The sequence below is a fragment of the Actinomycetota bacterium genome (assembly GCA_018334075.1).
Lineage (GTDB): Bacteria > Actinomycetota > Coriobacteriia > Anaerosomatales > UBA912 > JAGXSC01.
Map to the genome: position 1 here is coordinate 1 of JAGXSC010000007.1, position 18090 is coordinate 18090.

At 58.9% G+C, this 18090-nt stretch carries 18 protein-coding genes and 1 riboswitch; of the genes, 9 read left to right on the forward strand and 9 right to left on the reverse strand.

Going from position 1 to position 18090, the window contains the following annotated elements; translation table 11 throughout:
- Window positions 1-1042, forward strand: a 1042-nt coding sequence (locus tag KGZ89_00545; GenBank protein MBS3973349.1) for a cell wall-binding repeat-containing protein, incomplete at its 5' end; no start/stop codon positions are given.
- A gap of 51 nt (window positions 1043-1093) precedes the next feature.
- On the opposite strand, the gene KGZ89_00550 is transcribed toward KGZ89_00545, so the two are convergent.
- Both KGZ89_00550 and KGZ89_00555 read right to left on the reverse strand, forming a co-directional pair.
- Entirely contained in the window at window positions 1094-1963 is an 870-nt protein-coding gene (locus KGZ89_00550) for a DMT family transporter (protein MBS3973350.1), read from the reverse strand.
- Between the two features lie 53 nt (window positions 1964-2016).
- Window positions 2017-2661: a sugar transferase gene (locus KGZ89_00555; protein MBS3973351.1), complete on the reverse strand. Its 645-nt coding sequence runs from the start codon at window positions 2659-2661 to the stop codon at window positions 2017-2019.
- 170 nt (window positions 2662-2831) lie between these two features.
- Between KGZ89_00555 and KGZ89_00560 the strand changes: the two genes are divergently transcribed.
- From KGZ89_00560 to KGZ89_00595, 8 genes are all read left to right on the forward strand, one after another.
- Window positions 2832-3998, forward strand: a complete 1167-nt coding sequence (locus tag KGZ89_00560) for a DegT/DnrJ/EryC1/StrS aminotransferase family protein (protein MBS3973352.1) — start codon at window positions 2832-2834, stop codon at window positions 3996-3998.
- Between the two features lie 29 nt (window positions 3999-4027).
- A riboswitch (TPP riboswitch) is annotated at window positions 4028-4156 on the forward strand.
- Window positions 4157-4230: 74 nt separating this feature from the next.
- The gene (thiF, locus tag KGZ89_00565) at window positions 4231-5037 is read left to right on the forward strand and encodes a sulfur carrier protein ThiS adenylyltransferase ThiF (GenBank protein MBS3973353.1); all 807 of its coding nucleotides are present in this window, start codon (window positions 4231-4233) and stop codon (window positions 5035-5037) included.
- 14 nt (window positions 5038-5051) lie between these two features.
- Window positions 5052-5252 (forward strand): sulfur carrier protein ThiS, encoded by a 201-nt coding sequence (gene thiS / locus KGZ89_00570; protein ID MBS3973354.1) that lies wholly within the window; start codon window positions 5052-5054, stop codon window positions 5250-5252.
- A 5-nt stretch (window positions 5253-5257) separates the two neighbouring features.
- A complete protein-coding gene (locus KGZ89_00575; protein MBS3973355.1) occupies window positions 5258-6049 on the forward strand; it encodes a thiazole synthase in 792 nt (263 codons plus the stop codon).
- Window positions 6046-7173, forward strand: coding sequence for a 2-iminoacetate synthase ThiH (gene thiH / locus KGZ89_00580; GenBank protein ID MBS3973356.1), 1128 nt, complete (start codon window positions 6046-6048; stop codon window positions 7171-7173). The genes KGZ89_00575 and thiH overlap by 4 nt, the downstream gene beginning before the upstream one ends.
- Window positions 7170-7808 (forward strand): thiamine phosphate synthase, encoded by a 639-nt coding sequence (gene thiE, locus KGZ89_00585; protein ID MBS3973357.1) that lies wholly within the window; start codon window positions 7170-7172, stop codon window positions 7806-7808. Before thiH ends, thiE begins: the two co-directional genes overlap by 4 nt.
- Complete coding sequence (thiC, locus tag KGZ89_00590; GenBank protein ID MBS3973358.1) at window positions 7808-9091, forward strand: phosphomethylpyrimidine synthase ThiC; 1284 nt, start codon at window positions 7808-7810, stop codon at window positions 9089-9091. Before thiE ends, thiC begins: the two co-directional genes overlap by 1 nt.
- The gene (locus KGZ89_00595; GenBank protein MBS3973359.1) at window positions 9088-9876 is read left to right on the forward strand and encodes a hydroxymethylpyrimidine/phosphomethylpyrimidine kinase; all 789 of its coding nucleotides are present in this window, start codon (window positions 9088-9090) and stop codon (window positions 9874-9876) included. The genes thiC and KGZ89_00595 overlap by 4 nt, the downstream gene beginning before the upstream one ends.
- Here KGZ89_00595 and KGZ89_00600 read toward each other — a convergent pair.
- From KGZ89_00600 to KGZ89_00630, 7 genes are all read right to left on the reverse strand, one after another.
- Window positions 9820-12159, reverse strand: coding sequence for a fused MFS/spermidine synthase (locus KGZ89_00600; protein MBS3973360.1), 2340 nt, complete (start codon window positions 12157-12159; stop codon window positions 9820-9822). The genes KGZ89_00595 and KGZ89_00600 overlap by 57 nt on opposite strands.
- A complete protein-coding gene (amrS, locus tag KGZ89_00605; protein ID MBS3973361.1) occupies window positions 12156-13310 on the reverse strand; it encodes an AmmeMemoRadiSam system radical SAM enzyme in 1155 nt (384 codons plus the stop codon). Before amrS ends, KGZ89_00600 begins: the two co-directional genes overlap by 4 nt.
- 188 nt (window positions 13311-13498) lie before the next feature.
- Window positions 13499-14461: a cysteine synthase A gene (cysK, locus tag KGZ89_00610; GenBank protein ID MBS3973362.1), complete on the reverse strand. Its 963-nt coding sequence runs from the start codon at window positions 14459-14461 to the stop codon at window positions 13499-13501.
- 12 nt (window positions 14462-14473) lie between these two features.
- Window positions 14474-15346: an ABC transporter ATP-binding protein gene (locus tag KGZ89_00615; protein ID MBS3973363.1), complete on the reverse strand. Its 873-nt coding sequence runs from the start codon at window positions 15344-15346 to the stop codon at window positions 14474-14476.
- Between the two features lie 4 nt (window positions 15347-15350).
- Entirely contained in the window at window positions 15351-16193 is an 843-nt protein-coding gene (locus tag KGZ89_00620; protein MBS3973364.1) for an ABC transporter permease, read from the reverse strand.
- Window positions 16190-17065, reverse strand: coding sequence for a hypothetical protein (locus KGZ89_00625; protein ID MBS3973365.1), 876 nt, complete (start codon window positions 17063-17065; stop codon window positions 16190-16192). Before KGZ89_00625 ends, KGZ89_00620 begins: the two co-directional genes overlap by 4 nt.
- Window positions 17053-18030, reverse strand: a complete 978-nt coding sequence (locus KGZ89_00630; protein MBS3973366.1) for an ABC transporter substrate-binding protein — start codon at window positions 18028-18030, stop codon at window positions 17053-17055. The genes KGZ89_00625 and KGZ89_00630 overlap by 13 nt, the downstream gene beginning before the upstream one ends.
- Window positions 18031-18090: the final 60 nt, after the last annotated feature.

Here is an 18090-nt window from a genome sequence, read left to right on the forward strand (position 1 = left end):
CGGCCGTATCGCGACAGGCCAGCTGCGCCGAACTCCCGCCGCCGAGGACCGAGCCGGCATAATCGCGATATACGGGCCGGCGGCCGCTTCCACCCCTTCGGTCACTAGGATCTGGGGGGCGGACAGGTACCGGACCGCGACAAACATCTCGAAGGAAACTTTCGCCGCGGGCTCCGCCTCAACAGTCGTTCTTGCCACTGGACGCACGTTCCCTGACGCCCTGTCGGCATCCGGGCTGGCAGGTACGGTGCGAGGCCCGTTGCTGCTGACCGCTGGAACCGGGATCTCCGTCGAGCCGTTCGTGCTCGATGAGGTAAGGAGGGTCGGGGCTTCTCGCGTCATCATCGTCGGCGGATCGGGTGCTGTCAGCGAGGAGATCGAGCGCTCGCTAGGAAACAGCGGGCTGGAGGTGCGGCGAATCCAGGGACCCGACCGGTACGCCACCTCCGCTGCGGTAGCCAGAGAGATCTCGGCAAGCCTTGGGGCCAACTTCGGCCGGCAAGCGATCATCGCGCGTGGTGATGACTTCGCCGACGCGCTCGCAGCCGGGCCGATCGCCTATTCGCAAAGAATGCCCTTGCTGCTGACCCGCCCGGGTGAGCTGCCAACAGCCACGTCGCAGGCGATCATCGATCTGCGTGTTTCCTCGGCGATCGTCATCGGCGGAACCGGAGCCGTGAGCCCGAGCGTCACACAAAGCCTCGGCGCCGCGAATGTCGCATGGAACCGAATCAGCGGAGCCTGCCGATTCACGACTGCCGAGGAAGTCGCGCGTGAGTCCATCAGGCGCGGTTGGTCGACCGGCCAGATCGCCGGGATAGCGACGGGGCAGGACTTCCCGGACGCACTCGCCGGAGGAGCCGCAACAGGAGCGCGAGGCGGAATCATGCTGCTCACCAGAAGCACGCTGCTACCAGTCAATACGGCTTCTTTCCTGCATGAGAGCACAGACAGCCTGTCGGAAATCAAAGTCTACGGCGGCACCGGCGCGATATGCAACACAGTTCGCACCTCCGTACACAACCTCTGGGGTCTGCCGTAGGCCAGGTCCAACTTTGCCGCTGATTGCAGCTTTGCCGGCTTACCCGGATACTTAAGTAAGCCTTGTTTCCTTCCCGTTGACTCCCCGCATCGCAACCACGACAACGCCGACAAGGGAGATGGCACCGCCGAGAAGCGCCAATGCCGAGGGCACCTCGCCAAGCCAAAGCCACGCGATCCACACGGCGTTTATCGGCTGAAAGTACAGGAAGGTGGAGAGCAGGCTAGCCGGCATCACGGAAAGCGCCCTGTTCCACAGCACATACGCTATGGCTCCCGGGAAAATGCCAAGAAATATCCCAGACCACGTGGCCTGACCGCTCGCCAGCGGCAGCTGGCTGATTAGCCCCGGCGCGAAGACCAGAAGCGGCAGCGTACCGGCCCAGATCGCGTAAGTCGTGAACTCGAGCGCCGAGTACCGCTGTAGCGGACGCTTGGCCACGACAAAATACAGGGCCGTAGCAGCGGCTGCAACAAGTATGACAAGCGCGTTGGGATCGAGGGCGATGCCTCCCTCTCCGCCCAGCGCAATCATCGCGACACCGCCGGCCGAGACGCCAAGCCCCGTCCACCCCCAGATAGTGAAACGCTCCTTCAAAAGCAGCATTGAAAGCACAGCGGTAAATATCGGACTTGTGGAGATAAGCAGCGCGGCCGCTCCCGCAGTCACGGTCTGCTCGCCGATGTTCAGCGCAAGATGGTACGTCGTGATGCCGAGAAGTCCCGCCGCAAAGATGACAGGCAAATCCTGAACGGACGGCAACCGCATCCGGGCAACCAGCGCATACAAAAGCAACGCCACCGATGCGGTGCCGAAGCGCAGCAATGCGAGCTCTCCGGGTCCGTAGGATTGAAGCCCCGCGCGTATGCCCGCAAACGCCCATGCCCACAACAAGAGGGCCACGGCGATCGCGATCCACATCCCGCGGTCATGTCTCCACGCATCTGGCTTGCCGGCAAAAGCGTCGGGACGCGTCATGATTCTCCTCTGGAGTCACTTTCGATTGTGTCGTCTACGGTCGAGCTGTTTCCGCCGGCGCCAAACCGCTCAACGGTGGCACGGTCTTGCGGGGTGATCCCTTCTCGGCGGAGCACTTTTCCGATGGTCATCAGGATAATCTTGAAATCGAGTAGCGTTGATTGGTTGTCCACATACCATACGTCGAGATCGAACTTTTCCTCCCATGAAAGGGCGTTGCGACCGTTTACCTGCGCCCATCCGGTTATTCCCGGCCTGACCTCATGGCGCCTCGCCTGCCGAGGAGTGTACAGCGGCAGATACTCCGGCAACAGCGGACGTGGACCCACCAGGCTCATATCGCCCTTGAGAACATTGAACAGCCCGGGAAGCTCATCTAAGCTCCAGCGCCGGAGGGACGCTCCTAGCTTTGTGATTCGCGATTCCTCCGACACCGCCTCGGCTAAGTCGGATGGGGCTTGGCTCATAGTTCGGAACTTGTAGATGCGAAATATCTTGCCGCCAAGCCCCGGGCGGGGCTGACAAAAGATGACGCCCGGACCCATTGTGACTCTGATCGCGATCGCAATGCCTACAAGCAGTGGCGACAAGAAGATAAGGCCCAGAGCCGCAAGGGCGAAGTCAATAGAGCGCTTTGTCACGTAAAATGTCCTGCCTTCGATGGCTTTGGTATAGTGGCTGACGATAGGTATTGCGTTTTTGCGCACGCTTTTCTGGCCGTAACCACACTATTTTACCTGGAGAGCAAGTGGAATCCGAGAACTTTTCTCCTCTGGCGATCAACGGAGGAGCTCCCGTTCGCGCCAAACCAATGCCCCCGTGGCCATATTTCGATGACGATGAAATCCAGGCCGTTTCAGAGGTACTGCGCTCCGGTCGCGTTAACTACTGGACCGGCGATGAGGGGGTAGCTTTCGAGACGGAGTTCGCCGCGGCTAGTGGAGCGCCTCACGCGATCGCTCTTGCCAATGGCACGCTCTCCTTGGAAGCCGCGTTAGCCGCACTTGGAATTGAACCCGGCGACGAGGTGATAGTACCTGCTCGCACATTCATCGCGACTGCTAGCGCGGCCGTGATGAGAGGAGCGATTCCTGTGATCGCCGATGTCGATCCAGAAAGCCAGAACATCACAGCCGCATCGATCAAGGCTGTCATCTCGGAAAAGACCCGTGCTGTAATCGTGGTGCATCTGGCAGGCTGGCCTTGCGACATGGATTCGATACTCGAAATCGCTGAGGCCGCAAAAATCCCTGTCATCGAAGATTGCGCCCAGGCTCTCGGCGCGAAGTACAAGGGCCAGCCGGTTGGAACGATGGGCGCTTTCGGGTCCTTTTCATTTTGTCAGGACAAAATCATGACTACCGGCGGCGAAGGCGGAATGCTGCTGACCTCCGACAGCACCTTGTTCGAGCGTGCATGGTCCCTCAAAGACCACGGGAAATCCTATACGCTCACCCGCGGCGGTTTTCTCGGCAAGAGTCACGCGTTTAGATGGCTTCACGATACTTTCGGGACCAACTGGCGAATGAGCGAAATGCAGGCGGTGCTGGGGCGTATCGGGATGAAGAAGCTCCCTTTGTGGATCGATCGTCGGAGGCGCTCTGCCGATATGCTCAACGAGGGCCTAGCCGATCTGGACGCGCTTCGTCTAACCATTCCCGACACAAACTCTTACCACGCGTACTACAAGTATTACGCTTTCGTGCGGCACGAGCGTCTCCGTGAAGGGTGGGACCGTGACAGGATTGCGGAGGCCATCAGCGCGGAGGGGGTTCCGTGTTATTCGGGAACATGCCCCGAGATATACCGGGAGCGTGCGTTTGTCGATGCCGGGCTGGCGCCCGAGAGAAGATCCCCGGTCGCCAGGGAGCTGGGAGAGTCGTCGCTTATGCTTCTTGTGCATCCAACGCTTGAGGACACCGACATTCACGACACGGTAGCGGCGATACGCAAAGTGATGGCTGTCGCGACAAGATAGTTTCCCTGCTATAATGATTGGACAAACTGAATATCGATCGCGGGAGCTGCTGAAAGCGGCTGAGAGGGAAGGTGCAACCTTCCTACCGTTTGAACCTGAAAGGCGCGCGAAAGCGTGTTCCGGGTAATGCCGGCGCAGGGAGAAGAAAACCACTTCGAATCAAGCGCCGCTCTTACACAGAGCGGTTTTCTTTTCTCGGCAGCCTCGCGATCCAGACCAAGCGAGGCAGGCCGTGCAAATTCATGTCAACGAAAAGTGTGTCCGCGTCAAGCAAGGCGCACGCCTGAACTTTGTGCGAAGCCAGTTCAAGCCGGACGCCGATATCGTCATCGTAAACGGCTTTCCCGCCACAAACGATCAGGAACTCGCCGAGAATGATCGCGTCACGCTTATACGCCGAGGCGAAATCCCCTCTGAAGAGGAGTTCGAGGCGCTGCTGGTGGCTCGACACTCTCCGGGTGTTCACGAGCGGGTGCGCTCCGCTTGTATCGGCATCGCCGGAGTCGGTGGCTTGGGGTCGTTTATCGCTCTTGCTCTTGCCCGTACCGGAATCGGCCGCCTGATCCTCGTCGATCACGATGTGGTCGAGCCTTCCAACCTAAACAGGCAGCAGTACTTCGTGGACCAGATCGGTCAGCCGAAAGTCGATGCGCTTTCCGACACCATCTCTCGCGTGAACCCGCATGTCGCAGTATCAGCACATCGAGCGCGAGTTGCGCCCTCGAATGTCGCAAGGCTGTTTGAAGGCGTCACCGTCATGGTCGAGGCGTTCGATGACGCCCGCGAGAAAGCGATGCTGGCCGAGTCTTTCAGGCTGGCGTATCCGGATGTGCCGCTGGTAGCCGCCTCGGGCCTGGCTGGCTTCGGTCCCAGCAACGAGATCACCACTACCCGCCGAGGAAAGAGCCTGTTCCTCGTAGGCGACGAACTCTCGGCGGCCGAGCCGGGACAGGGCCTGATGGCGCCCAGGGTCGGTGTGGCCGCGCACCATCAAGCCAATGCCGTCTTGCGCCTGTTGTTGGATGAAAGCCCAGTGTGAAGAAGGAGCACGCCATGAATCTCACGGTAAACGGAGTATGTCAGGAGTTTTCGGAGCCATTGACGGCAGCGGGGATGCTGGAAGCGCTTGGCGTCGATGCCGCCCGCGCGGTTATCGAACGCAACGGGGCGGTGTTGTCGCGCGAGAGCCTCGCCGTCACCGCGCTTGCCGATGGTGACGTGATCGAGATAGTCCACTTCGTATCGGGAGGGTGAAAAACATGCCCGTGAAAACACAAGACCCCCTGGTCATCGCAGGGCGAACTTTCAGTTCCCGGCTGTTGATGGGAACCGGCAAGTTCAGCTCGCCAGAGACGATGCGCGCGGCGCTCGAGTCCTCGGGGGCCGAAATCGTCACGGTGGCGCTAAGGCGAGTCGACCTCTCCGATCCCGCTGACAACATGCTCGCCCATATCGACCCCGCGCGCTATCTGCTGCTACCGAACACAAGCGGCGCCAAAGACGCCCAGGAGGCTGTGCGCCTGGCGAGGCTGGCGCGTGCGGCTGGCTGTGAGCCGTGGGTAAAAGTCGAGGTTACCCCCGACCCGCACTACCTGTTGCCAGATCCGATTGAGACCCTTCGCGCCACCGAAATCCTGGCCGCCGAGGGCTTCGTCGTCCTGCCATACATGGGCGCGGACCCCGTGTTGGCCAAGCGGCTCGAAGAGGCCGGCGCGGCCGCGGTCATGCCGTTGGGGGCCCCGATCGGCACAAACAAGGGACTGCGTACACGCGATGCCGTCGGCATCATCGTCGAGCAGGCCACACTGCCCGTAATCGTCGACGCGGGTCTGGGCGCCCCTTCCCATGCGGCTGAAGCGCTCGAAATGGGTGTGGACGCCGTGCTCGTGAACACAGCGATCGCGGTAGCCGGCGATCCACCCGCGATGGCCCGGGCGTTTGCCACCGCGGTTGTCGCCGGGCGCGAGGCGTTCCTCGCCGGTCTTGCCACCGAAGGCCGCTTCGCCGAAGCCTCCAGTCCACTCGAAGGCTTACTAGGGAGTCTGAAATGAGCTTCGCCGAGGAAATGAGCCGCTTCGATGGCTCGCGCGTGTCCGAGCTGATTCACTCGATGAGCTCAGCCGATGTTCGGCGTGCTCTCGGCACGCAGCGCAAAACTTTCCGGGACCTGGCGGCACTGCTCTCGCCTGCCGCCGAAGAAATGCTCGACGAGATCGCCGCACAAGCCCAAGCCGACACTTTGCGGCACTTCGGCAGAGCGGTACAGCTCTACTCGCCCTTGTATCTCTCGAACGAATGCGACAACGACTGCGCCTACTGCGGATTCAGCGCCGCCAATAGCGCCCTCCGCTCGACGTTGAGCGATGAGGAGATCGTGACCGAGGCCCGGGCGCTTCGGGCGAAGGGGTTCCACCACATTTTGCTGCTTACAGGCGAGGCGCCGCGGGCAATCGACAAGGACAGGCTCGCCGAGGTGGTCCGGCTGTTGCGCCCACTGTTCGCCTCGATCTCCATTGAGGTTTTCCCCATGGACGAAAACGGCTACAAGACTATGGTTGCCAGCGGTGTCGACGGGCTCGTAATCTACCAGGAAACCTACGACAAAAATACCTACCTGGAGTTGCACCGAAGCGGGCGCAAGCGAGATTACGCATTCCGACTGGACGCGCCTGAAGCCGGAGCCGCCGCCGGAATGCGACGTGTGGGCATCGGATGCTTGCTTGGACTATCCGATTTCAGGCGCGATATGTTTTTTACCGCGCTTCACGCCGCCTATCTGACGCGAAATTTCTGGCGCACGCAAGTAACGATCTCGTTTCCTCGGCTTCGCCAGGCAAGAAGCGACTACTCCCCAAAATACCCGGTCTCCGATCGCCAACTGGCGCTTTCGATCTGCGCGATGAGGCTTTTCCTGCCGAGAGCAGGCCTTCTGCTTTCAACACGCGAAAATCCTCGACTCCGCGACGCCCTGCTGCCTATCGGAATCACCCAGATGAGTGCGGGCTCGTGCACTCAGCCGGGGGGCTACGCCAGCGCCAAAGACAACGCAAGCCAGTCCCAGTTCGAGGTAAACGACGACCGAAGCGCCGAGGAAGTCTTCGCCGCGATCAGGTCTTTGGGGTACGACCCCGCCTGGAAAGACTGGGACGCCGAGCTTAGCGGAGGTGCGCGATGAGCACAGGTGCTCCGATAAGCGGTCTTTACGTCGTGACCTCCGAGTATCCGCACCTGAAGCGCTCCCACGTCGGCGTTGCCAGAGCCGCGCTTGAAGCGGGCGCCAAGGTCATTCAATACCGCGACAAGACGCGCAAAGGCTCTGATCTGCTCGCTGTCGCCAGTGAGCTTAGGGCTCTGTGCCGCGCGGCCGGAGTCGCGTTCGTCATGAACGATCACGCCGAGGTCGCGATGAAGGTGCGCGCCGACGGCCTGCACCTCGGCCAGGGCGACCTGGCCGAGCTTTCCGGATGGCGACCGCGGTGGAGCGCGTTTCTCGGCATTTCGGCGTGGAGTGTGGAGCTTGCCGAGAAGGCCCGCTCGCTCGGCGCGGACTATGTGGGCTCGGGGCCTGTCCGGCCGACGGTGTCCAAACCGATGACCCGCGAGCCCCTCGGGCTAGATGGCCTACGCGCGATCTGCGAAACCGGCGTGCCGGTAGCGGCCATCGGGGGCCTTGGGGCCGATGACGTCAGGAGCGTGTTTGCCGCGGGTGCATCCGCGATCTGCGTGATGGGAGGCATCGGTGCGGCCGATGATCCTTTGGGTGTGGCGCGCGAAATCGTATCGCGCGTCGAAGAGACAGGAGCATACTGATGGCTTTCTTCGATGATCTGCAAAACGGCCGCCTCGATGAGACGCTGGCGACCCTGGCAAGGAATGAGAGTGTCGATGTCAACGAGCTTGTCGAGGGTATTCGCCGAGGACACATCGCTGTGCTCGCAAGCCGCGCCAGACGCAACCACATCCGGCCCTCGGCGGTAGGCGAAGGGCTAAGGGTGAAGGTCAACGCCAATATCGGCACCTCGGAGGCGGCCTCCAGTATCGAGCAGGAACTCGCGAAGCTGGACGCCGCGCTTTCGGCTGGCACCGATGCGGTCATGGACCTTTCGACGGGAGGGGATCTTCGCGAGGTGCGCTTCCGAATACTCGAGCGCTGCGATGTGCCGCTTGGCACCGTTCCCGTCTACGAGGCCGCGGTAAATTCGATGCGCCGCGACGCTGGAGTGACCGGAATGTCGGCAAACGAGATGCTGGCCGCGGTCAGAACTCACGCCGAGGACGGCGTGGACTTCATGACCGTGCACGCTGGCCTGACGCGCGAACAAGCGGCGGCGGCTTCCAGCAGGGCCGCCGGCATCGTCTCCCGCGGAGGTGCGTTTCTCGCATGCTGGATGGAGGCCAACGACGCCGAGAACCCCTACTACGAGCGCTTCGACGAGGTGCTCGATATCTGCAGGCGCCACGACGTTGTTCTGAGCCTTGGTGACTCGCTGCGCCCAGGGTGCATCGCCGACGCCGGCGACGAGGCACAACTCGGTGAGCTTCGGATACTCGGCGACCTGGTGCTTCGGGCCCGCGCCGCCGGCGTGCAGGTGATAGTCGAAGGCCCGGGACACGTGCCCATCTCGGAGATCGTCGAACAGATGCGAATCGCCAAAGAGCTATGCCACAGAGCGCCGCTTTACGTGCTCGGCCCGATCGTTACCGACGTAGCGCCAGGTTACGACCACGTGACCTCCGCTATCGGCGGAGCGCTGGCTGCATCGGCGGGCGCCGACTTCCTGTGTTATGTGACGCGCGCCGAGCACGTGTGTCTGCCCGATGCCGACGACGTGCATGAGGGCGTCGTCTGCGCCCGAATAGCCGCTCACGCTGGGGACATCGCCCGAAACCTGCCCGCGGCACGCGAATGGGACGCGCAGATGACCTCGGCGCGCAAGAATCTCGACTGGAAGCGGCAGTTCGCGATCGCGATCGACAGACAGCGCCCGGAAACCATGCGACAGATGCGGGGCGGCGGCTCCGACAAGCAGTGCTCCATGTGCGGCTCCTTGTGTGCAATGCGGCTGGTAAACGAGCTGGAAGCCAGCGCATGAGGCGGGCGTTGCTCATCGGCGGAGTCGACCCATCGGCGGGAGCGGGGCTTCTCGTGGACGCTTTCGTGGCGTCGCGCCTGGGCTTTTCGCCGATGTGCGCCGCGACCGTCATCACCGCGCAAAACTCGCACCGCTTCTACGCTTCCGAGCCTGTAGCGTCAAAGATGCTGCACGATCAGCTTCAGGCGATAAGCGAGGACGGCCCGATAGCATGCACCAAAATAGGCGCTATGGGGTCTTATGAAAACGCCGAGACCACCCGGCGCTTCCTGCAAGAACACGAAACCGGGCCCGTGGTGCTCGACCCGGTTCTGGCTAGCTCATCGGGAGGTTCGCTTTTGAGCTGCACGTTAGAGAAGTTGCGGCCGCTCATGGGCGCTTGCGACCTGATCACCCCCAACGCCTTCGAGGCCGCAACCTTGTCCTCGCGCGAAATTATCACATTGCGTGATGCCGAGAACGCCGCCTTGGAACTCTCGGCACGATACGGCACGAGCGTCCTTGTTACCGGCGTGAGCCAGGGCGACTGCGCCTCGGACGTCCTTGCCACCCAGGGCCGTGTCGAAGTCCTGTTGCACCCCCTGATAAAAGAGGCCGGTGATCCCAGGGGAACGGGGTGCGCGTTTTCGACAGCCATCGCGATAAACCTCTGCCTGTCAGGCGATCTCACCGTCGCCATTCGCTCGGCTCAAAGCCTCTTGCTTGAGCTTGTCTCCCAAGCCGCCGCTTTAGGACGAGGCCGCCGGCAATTCGATTTCACCGCCGGTCAGTCCGAGCCTAGCTGAGGTCATCAGCATGCTGAGGCTGCTCGCTTTGATCATCACCACCACCAGCGAGGTTCCCACCAGTCCCAGAACAGGCAACAGCAGCACTGCAGCGATGATTCCTCCGACCCACCCGCCCATAAGATCAGCACTATAAAGCAGACCGGCTGTCCGACTTAAATCAGGAGAGCGGGCTAAATATATTTTATTTGCTAGTGGGAATTTAAGGCCGACGAGGGCGCCGGCGATAAGTGAGAGCAGAAGAAAGAGTAGTTGCGCAAGAACAAACACAGTGACGTTCCCTAAGTGGGGGGCAGTTACAAGAATGACCAGCGGCAGCAAAAGGGCAAAGATGCCCACCGCCATCTCCAATTTAATAAATAGGGCGCGGTCGTCTTTAATGCGCGGCAAGAGTGCGGTCATTGCAAAGGCGCCCCCACCAACACCAAACATAAACGCTGCCACGAGCAGCCCCAACCAGTGGAGAGCAAATCCAAAAAGTGCCTGAAAGGCGAAGATGAGGAGCAGGTCAAAAACCATGCCTGCAAAGCCGGTCGTAGCAATGGAGTAAGGAACGCTCATTCGGCGCAGGCGGGCAGTTCCCTGCTTGAGTGCCAAAAGAATAGCGGTGCCGGCGACAATGGCCAGCGCAAAGAATGACAGTCTAAGCCCCTCCAGCCAGACGAAGAAATCGCGCAGATAGGGAGAGAACATCGCGTTCCAATAGGCAAGGCTATAAAAAAAGCCCTTGGGCCGAAAATCATGATTTACCTCCTCGGTTGCCCCTTCCATGGATTCCAAAAACCAGTCCATCCAGCGCGGATCCAACCGCAGCTCGAGATGAGCTTGACTGATAAGCTGCAAATCCAGCTGACGCTCTTGTAGCCTGTCATGGAGCTGGCTGGAGTCGAATGCTGTGACCTCCTTTGTCATAGAAGCCAGAATGATGTTGTTATCTCCGGGGATGATGCGCAGATACGGAAAGGCGCTTTCCAGCGTATTGATGATAACGCCGTTCAAGTTCCGGAGCTCGTGGCATAAGTAAGTGAGTGAACCAGGCAGGCTAACAACCAGTATCCCGCCCTCCTTGAGCCTTTCTCGCGCCAACAAAGCAAACTCGAGAGTAAAAAGGCGGTTCACCTGCAAGTTAGTCGGATCGGAAACCCCTACAAAGATCAAATCGTACTGACGTGGCGTCAATTTAAGAAAACGCCGGCCATCAACATGTAGCGTATGCACAAGTGCAGAACCAAGCTCTGCTTCGGTCAGAGGCGTGGGGAATTCTCGCACCAGATCGATCAACAAAGGATTGATCTCTGCATAGTCAACCCGCTTTACTGTGGGATGCTCAAGGACTTCGCTGATCACTCCGCCAGCCCCTCCGCCGAGTATAGCCACACTCTCTGGCCGCGGATGAGCCAGCATCGGAAAGTGAACGAACTCCTCCACGCGCACAATATCAGGTGTCGGAGCGGTCAAAGCCGGGATGCCGTCGGTCAGGAAGGTGTACTCTCCCTCGCGCTCAATCACCGCTACATTGCCGTAGGGTGAGTGTTGGTAGTGAACCACCTCCTGGCCCGGCCATTGCCGAGCAAGCGCATTGTGATGAAGCCGCTCATCGCCATCGGAAGCGAGTAGATAGACAAATACCACCAACACAGCCGTGAGCAGTGCGATGGCTTTTTGCTTCCCTCCATTGTCTTGCAAAGTAGCCAGGGCCACCGAGGCTATGAGAACCAAAACGCACATGGCAAAGACGATGGCAAAGGAGTGGAAAAAATTGATGAGGAAAAAAACAAATGCGACTGCTCCGACGATATGGCCGATCGTCTCCAAAACATATACCCGGCCGATTGAAGACGCGCCTTTGTGAGGCTCGCCCTCCTGCTCCTTAAACTGAGCGCAAAGCTTACATGTAAAAACAAACAGCGCGCCATGCAGAAGACTGGGCAAAAAGAGAACGAGGAAAGAGGAGTAGAAGATAGGAAGCACTCCCATCCCTACCCAGGGCATCACGCCGACGATATCCCGCACTATCCGCGCCAGATAGAGGGCAAGCGGTGCAGAGAGAACGAACAGGAGCGAGACCGCGAGAAACCAGCGTATCCTTTTTTTTGCTCGCTCGATCCGCTTCCCGATGAAAAACGCACCAAAGGCTTCGACAATAAGCCAGTTGGCCAAGACAATCCCTATGGCCAGCTCATTGCCGTGAAAGACCACCAGCAGCTCCCGCAGTAGGAGCAGCTGTATCACCATGCCACTGAAACCGGTTATCAGTGCGGCAAAAAGTAGCCGCTTGCTCATTCCCAAATCCCCGGCACGGGGCGGCCAGAAAATGGCGATTTGCCATCAACGATTTTGTTATACACCACCGAAAAATGAGTGCGGTGAACAAGCCGCTCGCCGGTGTCCGGGCAAAACGTGGAGTTGTATTTGTGGCCGGGGACATTGCCGATGGTGACGAAGTTTATTCCCTGCCCTCTGGCTATGGTATGCGCTTTTTCCAACGTCTCTATCGGTGTTGGCGGAAGGTGCGTCAGTTGGAAGCTGGGGAAAAATCGGCTGAAATGAAGCGGTACGTCCGGGCCTAGGTATTCCACAATCCACTTGCTCATTTCCATGATTTCGTCCATAGAATCGTTTATCGTGGGGATGACGAGATTGACGATCTCCAGCCATACTCCTTTTTCCTTGATAATCCTAAGCGTTCTCAGGACAGCGGGAAGATCGCCGCTGAAAGTCTCACGATAGATATCCTCACAGAACCCCTTGAGATCAATAGTTACCGCAGTGGTATATGGAAGCAGTTTGCGCAGCGGCGCTTCCCCAATCGCGCCATTTGAGTGCCAGATGAGACCCACTCCCGCCTCTTTCGCCAAAACTGCGGTGTCGTAAACATACTCAAAGAGGACGATGGGATCATTATAGGTAAACGAAATAGCGGTGACGCCTCGTTCCTGGGCTTGCTTCACCAGCTGCGCGGGGGGCAAATCATGGACGCGCCGGTCGGTAGGGCTGGCCTGCGACAGACTCCAGTTATGACATTGCATGCAGCGGAAGTTGCATCCCACCGTCCCGACGCAAAGGATGTCTGTTCCCGGGCGATGGTGGAGCTGAGGCTCTTTCTCGATGGGATCAATCATCACCGCCGAGGGACGCGAATGAACCAGGCTGTATAAGCTGCCCGCAATATTTTCCCGTACCCGGCAGGCCCCACGAGTCCCCGCAGAAATAATACAGCGGCGGAAGCAAAGCTCGCAGTGGACCCCGCCGCCCTCAATCGCCTGCCAGAACATCGCCTCGCGCAAGCCAGCAGCGAGCTCTTCCCCCACAGGCTTAGCCGCTTCCGTCTGTAATCGTTCCAGCCAGGCCGATCCCCGCACTCCGGCCACAGTAGCAACAACCAGACCTCCAATAACAGCGCCAACTTGCAAAAAGCGCCGCCTATCCATCATGACTACATCCCTCCTTCTCTTGTCCAGATGTCAGGGGTCGCCCTGATCTCGCGAGCATCGATGGAGGTGTTCTTTCGCTTATTTCTCGATAGAATTCCTCGTTGTCATAAGATTTACCCTTTCGACATCCATATACTTAATAAACATACACGTCGACTCCGGACCGATAAAGCCATCGGTGACGTCTTTCAGCTCTCTGACTCGGAAAGCTGAGTTGTTATGTAGCGCTCTCCGGAGTCCGGCAATATGACACAGATCAGCTTCCCCGAATTTTCCGGCCTGTTTGCCACTTTCAGGGCCGCCCACACAGCGGCTCCCGAAGAGATCCCGCAGAGGACTCCCTCCGAAAGCGCCACCTGCCTGGCCGTCTCAAAAGCGTCGTCGTTGGTGACCTGTATGACCTCGTCGATTATTTTGCGGTTGAGTATCGATGGGACGAAGCCCGAACCGATGCCCTGTATACGGTGAGGTCCGGGCTTCCCGCCGGAGAGAACAGGGGATGCCTCGGGCTCTACGGCTATCGATCGGAACGACGGCTTGCGACTCTTTATGACCTCGGAAACGCCCGTGATGGTTCCGCCGGTCCCAACTCCCGCAACCAGAATGTCGACTTGCCCGGAGGTGTCCGCCCATATTTCTTCGGCGGTGGTCCTTCGATGCACTTCGACGTTGGCGGGGTTGTCGAATTGCATCGGCATATAGCAGCCGCGGATGTGGCGCATGATCTCCTTGGCTTTGTTGACAGCGCCGATCATGCCCTCGGGTCCGGGTGTGAGTACCAGCTCCGCCCCGAGCATCTGCATCAACTTGCGCCGCTCGATCGACATCGTTTCAGGCATGGTGAGGATAAGCGGATATCCCTTGACCCTGCATACCCAGGCCAATCCGACTCCGGTATTGCCCGATGTGGGCTCGACGACTGTGGTGCCCGGCTTCAATCTCCCGTCCCGCTCGGCCGCCTCTATCATCGCAAGCGCTATACGGCACTTGACGCTATTGAGCGGGTTGAACGATTCAAGTTTGGCGACAACCTCTGCGTGAGCCCCCTTAGTCAACCGCCGCACCCTGACCAAAGGGGTCTGACCGACGGCACCGGTGACGTCTTCATAGATCGTGTTGCGAAAAGTGCCTGTTATTTGCTCATGGGTCATCTTGTTTCTCCCTTAGATTACGTAGTCCGCTTCGTGAACGGTGTCGAATTCGTGAATGGCCATCAAGCGCTCTTTAATCCACCGAAGCTCAGGCGAATTGCGCCTTCTGGGCCGTGGGAGATCGATCTTGATCGTATTTCGGATAGAGCCCGGTAATGGCGAGAAAACCACGACCTCATCGGAGAGGTAAGCCGCCTCGTCGACGTCGTGAGTGACGAGAACGATGGTCTTTGAGGTCTCTTCCCACAGCCGCAACAGATCTTCTTGCAGCCTCTCGCGCGTCAACGCGTCAACGGCCGCAAAGGGTTCGTCCATCAATATGATCCGAGGCTCTACAGAGAGCGCCCGTGCCAAAGCAAGACGTTGCCTCATCCCGCCGGACAGCTGGGAGGGGTACTTGTGATCGGAGTCGAGGAGCCCGACCTTGCGCAGATAGTATGTGGCCGCCGCGTCTCTTTCCCTCTTCGGCACCTTGCGAATTTTCAATGCGAAGAGAACATTTTGGCGTGCGGTCATCCACGGAAAGACCGCGTAGTCCTGAAAGATCATGGCGATATCGTGTTTCGGGTTGTCATGAAAAAGGCTGTTAGCGATCGGAGAGAGCAGCCGGTACTTCTTGCGGTAGATCTCCGCCTCCTTGCGCGTAGAGGGCAGCGGCTCGAGCACCAGTTTGTTATCTATCCACACCTCTCCGTCACTTGGAGCCTGAAGTCCAGCCAATATCTCCAGGAAGGTTGATTTTCCGCAACCGCTGGGGCCCAACAATGAAACAAACTTGCCCTCCTCGATATGTAACGATATCGAGTTCAAAGCGGTGAATCCCTCGGCGGTTCCGTCCTCCTTGATAACCGAAAAAAACTTGCTCACTCCTTTAGTTTCGATCATTTTTCTACCTGCCGATCCGCCACAGCGCGAGCTTGGACTCCACATACTTCATGACCTCTATCAGAAACCAGCCGATAAACCCGAGAAGCATCATGCAAACGACCATACGATCTATCTGGAAGAACTCCTTCGCTTCCAGCAAGAGAAATCCGATGCCGCTACGGCCACCGTACATTTCGGAGATCACCATCATGACAAGCCCGGTCGCGATTCCGATCTTGAGCCCCATAACCACAGAGCCAAGCGCGTTCCAGATGTAGACCTTCGTAAGCAGCGTAAATTCGCTTGCCCCAAATACCCGCGCGGAAGCTAAATACCGGGGGTCTGTCTCCTTGATGCCCTGATAGGTATTGAAAAGGATCGGATAAAAAGCGCCGAGGAAGATGAGAAACACCTGCATCGGAAGACCGATGCCCAAAAGGATAATGGTGATCGGCACCCACGCCGGTGGTGGCACCGGGGCGAGCAGCTGGAAGAGCGGTAAGGTATGACTGCGGATGAAGGAGTTCCACCCCATGAGCACGCCCAAAGGCAAGGCTACGGCGGCCGCCAGCAACAACCCGGCGCCAAACCGCAGCATACTCGCACCGATATGCTCGGCCATGTTCAAGTTGGTAAAGACGTCCCAAAAAGCGACCGCGACAACGGATGGAGCTGGAACCAGCGCCTCGGGCACAAGTCCCAATCTTGGAACGGCCTCCCAAACAATCAGTAGAGGTATAAGCACGGTCATAAATTCGCGGGAAAAGATGTTGCCCAGTGCAAATTTGGTAAACGCCTTGATTTCCTTGAGAAACACGCCAAGGAAGTGCCCGCGGCGCCTAGTCAGGCTATTTCGGCGAATCATCGAATCGTCAAGCATCTGTCTTCTCCAAAAAGTTCACGTTGCGCGTCAGTCAAAGGCGTAAAGACCGCAACCGGATGATTCTCCAATAGGCCGACCGGGGTGCCTGTCGCCGACGCTATGGCCGATCTGAGCTCCTCGACCGGCGCCTCACTTGCATTTAGCAGCGCCTCGGCAAGCCTGGATGCTGAGCTCGTATCCCTGGAGTCGACCAGAAGCAGGTATTCGGTCTGGAACACGGCAGGGGGGCAGCATTCGTCCTGGCCTTCCTCCACATCCCAGTTTTGATAGAGGATGCTGTGTCCTTGTTGCTCGGCCAGGGCTGCGTGAGCGCTCTTGACGAGAATCGCATCAACCAGTCCGGCCTCAAGCGCCGGCAGCATATCCGGAAAGGGCATGTTTTTGTAGTTGAGCGAAGCGAGGTCCAGGCCAAACCTGAGCGCATCGACCTCGAAGTGGCGGACGAGCGCGCACTGCGCCTGTACGGCGATTCTGGCCGATCCCAAGTCTCCCAGACGCATATCGAGACCTTCGCGCACCACTAATGTCGCGCCATATGGAAACTGCATGGTGCCGGCCACCATCAATCTCTCGCCACCTTGTGAGTCGAGGAGTTTTCTGGCTCGCGAGGTTTCGACAAAACCCGCATTCACCTCTCCCGCAATAAGCGCATAGCCCACATCCGAGCTGCTTCCTGACCTGACTAGCTCCCACGAGCGTGAGCCCTCGTCAGCCAGAAAAAGTGGAGCAAGTAAAGGATCATCGACATAGCCGACCCTATATACTCCGCGCTGGGAGGCATCGATGCCCTGGCATCCGGCAAGAACCGCGAGCGCCAGAACACCGGCAACGACCAGTGAGACTACTTGTCCCACGTGATGCCCCTGAGCTCCTCGGCAAAGAGTGCGTCGCCAGGGTTCTCTCGAATGTTTTGCAGCGACACCAGCTCATCCGCCAGAGCACTCAGGCCCTCTTCCTGTATTTCAGTTGTAAACTTCAGGCGCGCGTTGCCATGACGGATCGCCTCTTCAGGGGCTCCCGTATACTGCACCGCTATCTCCACAACCCGATCAGCCACAGGATCCGCTGCGATTATGGCATTCGCTTCGTCCACCGCCTCGATAAAACGCTTGACCGCTTCAGGATTGTCTTTCAGGAAAGCAGTCCGGGCATTGATTGTTCGGCAGGTAATTTGGGCGGCGGCCTCCGGTAAGACCACGTTGAATCCTTTGAGTTCGGCGATGCTGGTATGCGGTTCCTCCAGAATCGCGCCGTCTACCCTGCCCGCTTCAAGGGCGATGATCGCTGGACCACCGGCGAGCTTCTCCAGATTGAAGACCGCACCGACCTCGCGAGCCTTTTTCGAGTATGCAATGACCGCCTCGCAGGTGGGGGAGATACCGGCGATGCTTTTACCATCCAGATCAGCATAGTCGTCGATCCGCGAATCCGGACTCACGACCAGCACGGAGGTGCAGGGGGTCTTTACCTGCGCGATCATTTTGAGGGGAGCGCCATTGGCGATCGCGGCGATTGCCACAGTCGGGCAGGACCAGAAAATATCCGCCTGCCCGGAGACGACAGCGTCCCGGGAGGCAGCGAGATCCTCGGCCTTGATTATTTCGACCTCCAGCCCGCGCTTCTCAAAAAGCCCGAGCTCCTTGGCCACATACAGGTTCAAATGATGGGTGGTGCTCGCGTCAGCGACGATGATCCTCGTGGGCTTGGGTTGCGCGTCGACGTCACGCTGTTGTTCATCGGCTGGCGCGCAGCCAGTCACCGCCAACAACAAGGCAATACCGACGATCGGACTTATGATTCTAAGTATCCGACGCTTCATGACTCTCTCCTTTCTGTAGCATCGAAGCCAGCATACTACCGAAAGGAGCGATTTATGCGC

Bases quoted from the DNA above. Each gene is read 5' to 3' on its own strand.
- KGZ89_00550 (MBS3973350.1), bottom strand. From the start codon at position 1,963: ATGTGGATCGCGATCGCCGTGGCCCTCTTGTTGTGGGCATGGGCGTTT.
- KGZ89_00560 (MBS3973352.1), top strand. From the start codon at position 2,832: ATGCCCCCGTGGCCATATTTCGATGACGATGAAATCCAGGCCGTTTCA.
- thiS (MBS3973354.1), top strand. From the start codon at position 5,052: ATGAATCTCACGGTAAACGGAGTATGTCAGGAGTTTTCGGAGCCATTG.
- KGZ89_00575 (MBS3973355.1), top strand. From the start codon at position 5,258: ATGCCCGTGAAAACACAAGACCCCCTGGTCATCGCAGGGCGAACTTTC.
- thiH (MBS3973356.1), top strand. From the start codon at position 6,046: ATGAGCTTCGCCGAGGAAATGAGCCGCTTCGATGGCTCGCGCGTGTCC.
- thiE (MBS3973357.1), top strand. From the start codon at position 7,170: ATGAGCACAGGTGCTCCGATAAGCGGTCTTTACGTCGTGACCTCCGAG.
- thiC (MBS3973358.1), top strand. From the start codon at position 7,808: ATGGCTTTCTTCGATGATCTGCAAAACGGCCGCCTCGATGAGACGCTG.
- KGZ89_00595 (MBS3973359.1), top strand. From the start codon at position 9,088: ATGAGGCGGGCGTTGCTCATCGGCGGAGTCGACCCATCGGCGGGAGCG.
- KGZ89_00600 (MBS3973360.1), bottom strand. From the start codon at position 12,159: ATGAGCAAGCGGCTACTTTTTGCCGCACTGATAACCGGTTTCAGTGGC.
- amrS (MBS3973361.1), bottom strand. From the start codon at position 13,310: ATGATGGATAGGCGGCGCTTTTTGCAAGTTGGCGCTGTTATTGGAGGT.
- cysK (MBS3973362.1), bottom strand. From the start codon at position 14,461: ATGACCCATGAGCAAATAACAGGCACTTTTCGCAACACGATCTATGAA.
- KGZ89_00615 (MBS3973363.1), bottom strand. From the start codon at position 15,346: ATGATCGAAACTAAAGGAGTGAGCAAGTTTTTTTCGGTTATCAAGGAG.
- KGZ89_00620 (MBS3973364.1), bottom strand. From the start codon at position 16,193: ATGATTCGCCGAAATAGCCTGACTAGGCGCCGCGGGCACTTCCTTGGC.
- KGZ89_00630 (MBS3973366.1), bottom strand. From the start codon at position 18,030: ATGAAGCGTCGGATACTTAGAATCATAAGTCCGATCGTCGGTATTGCC.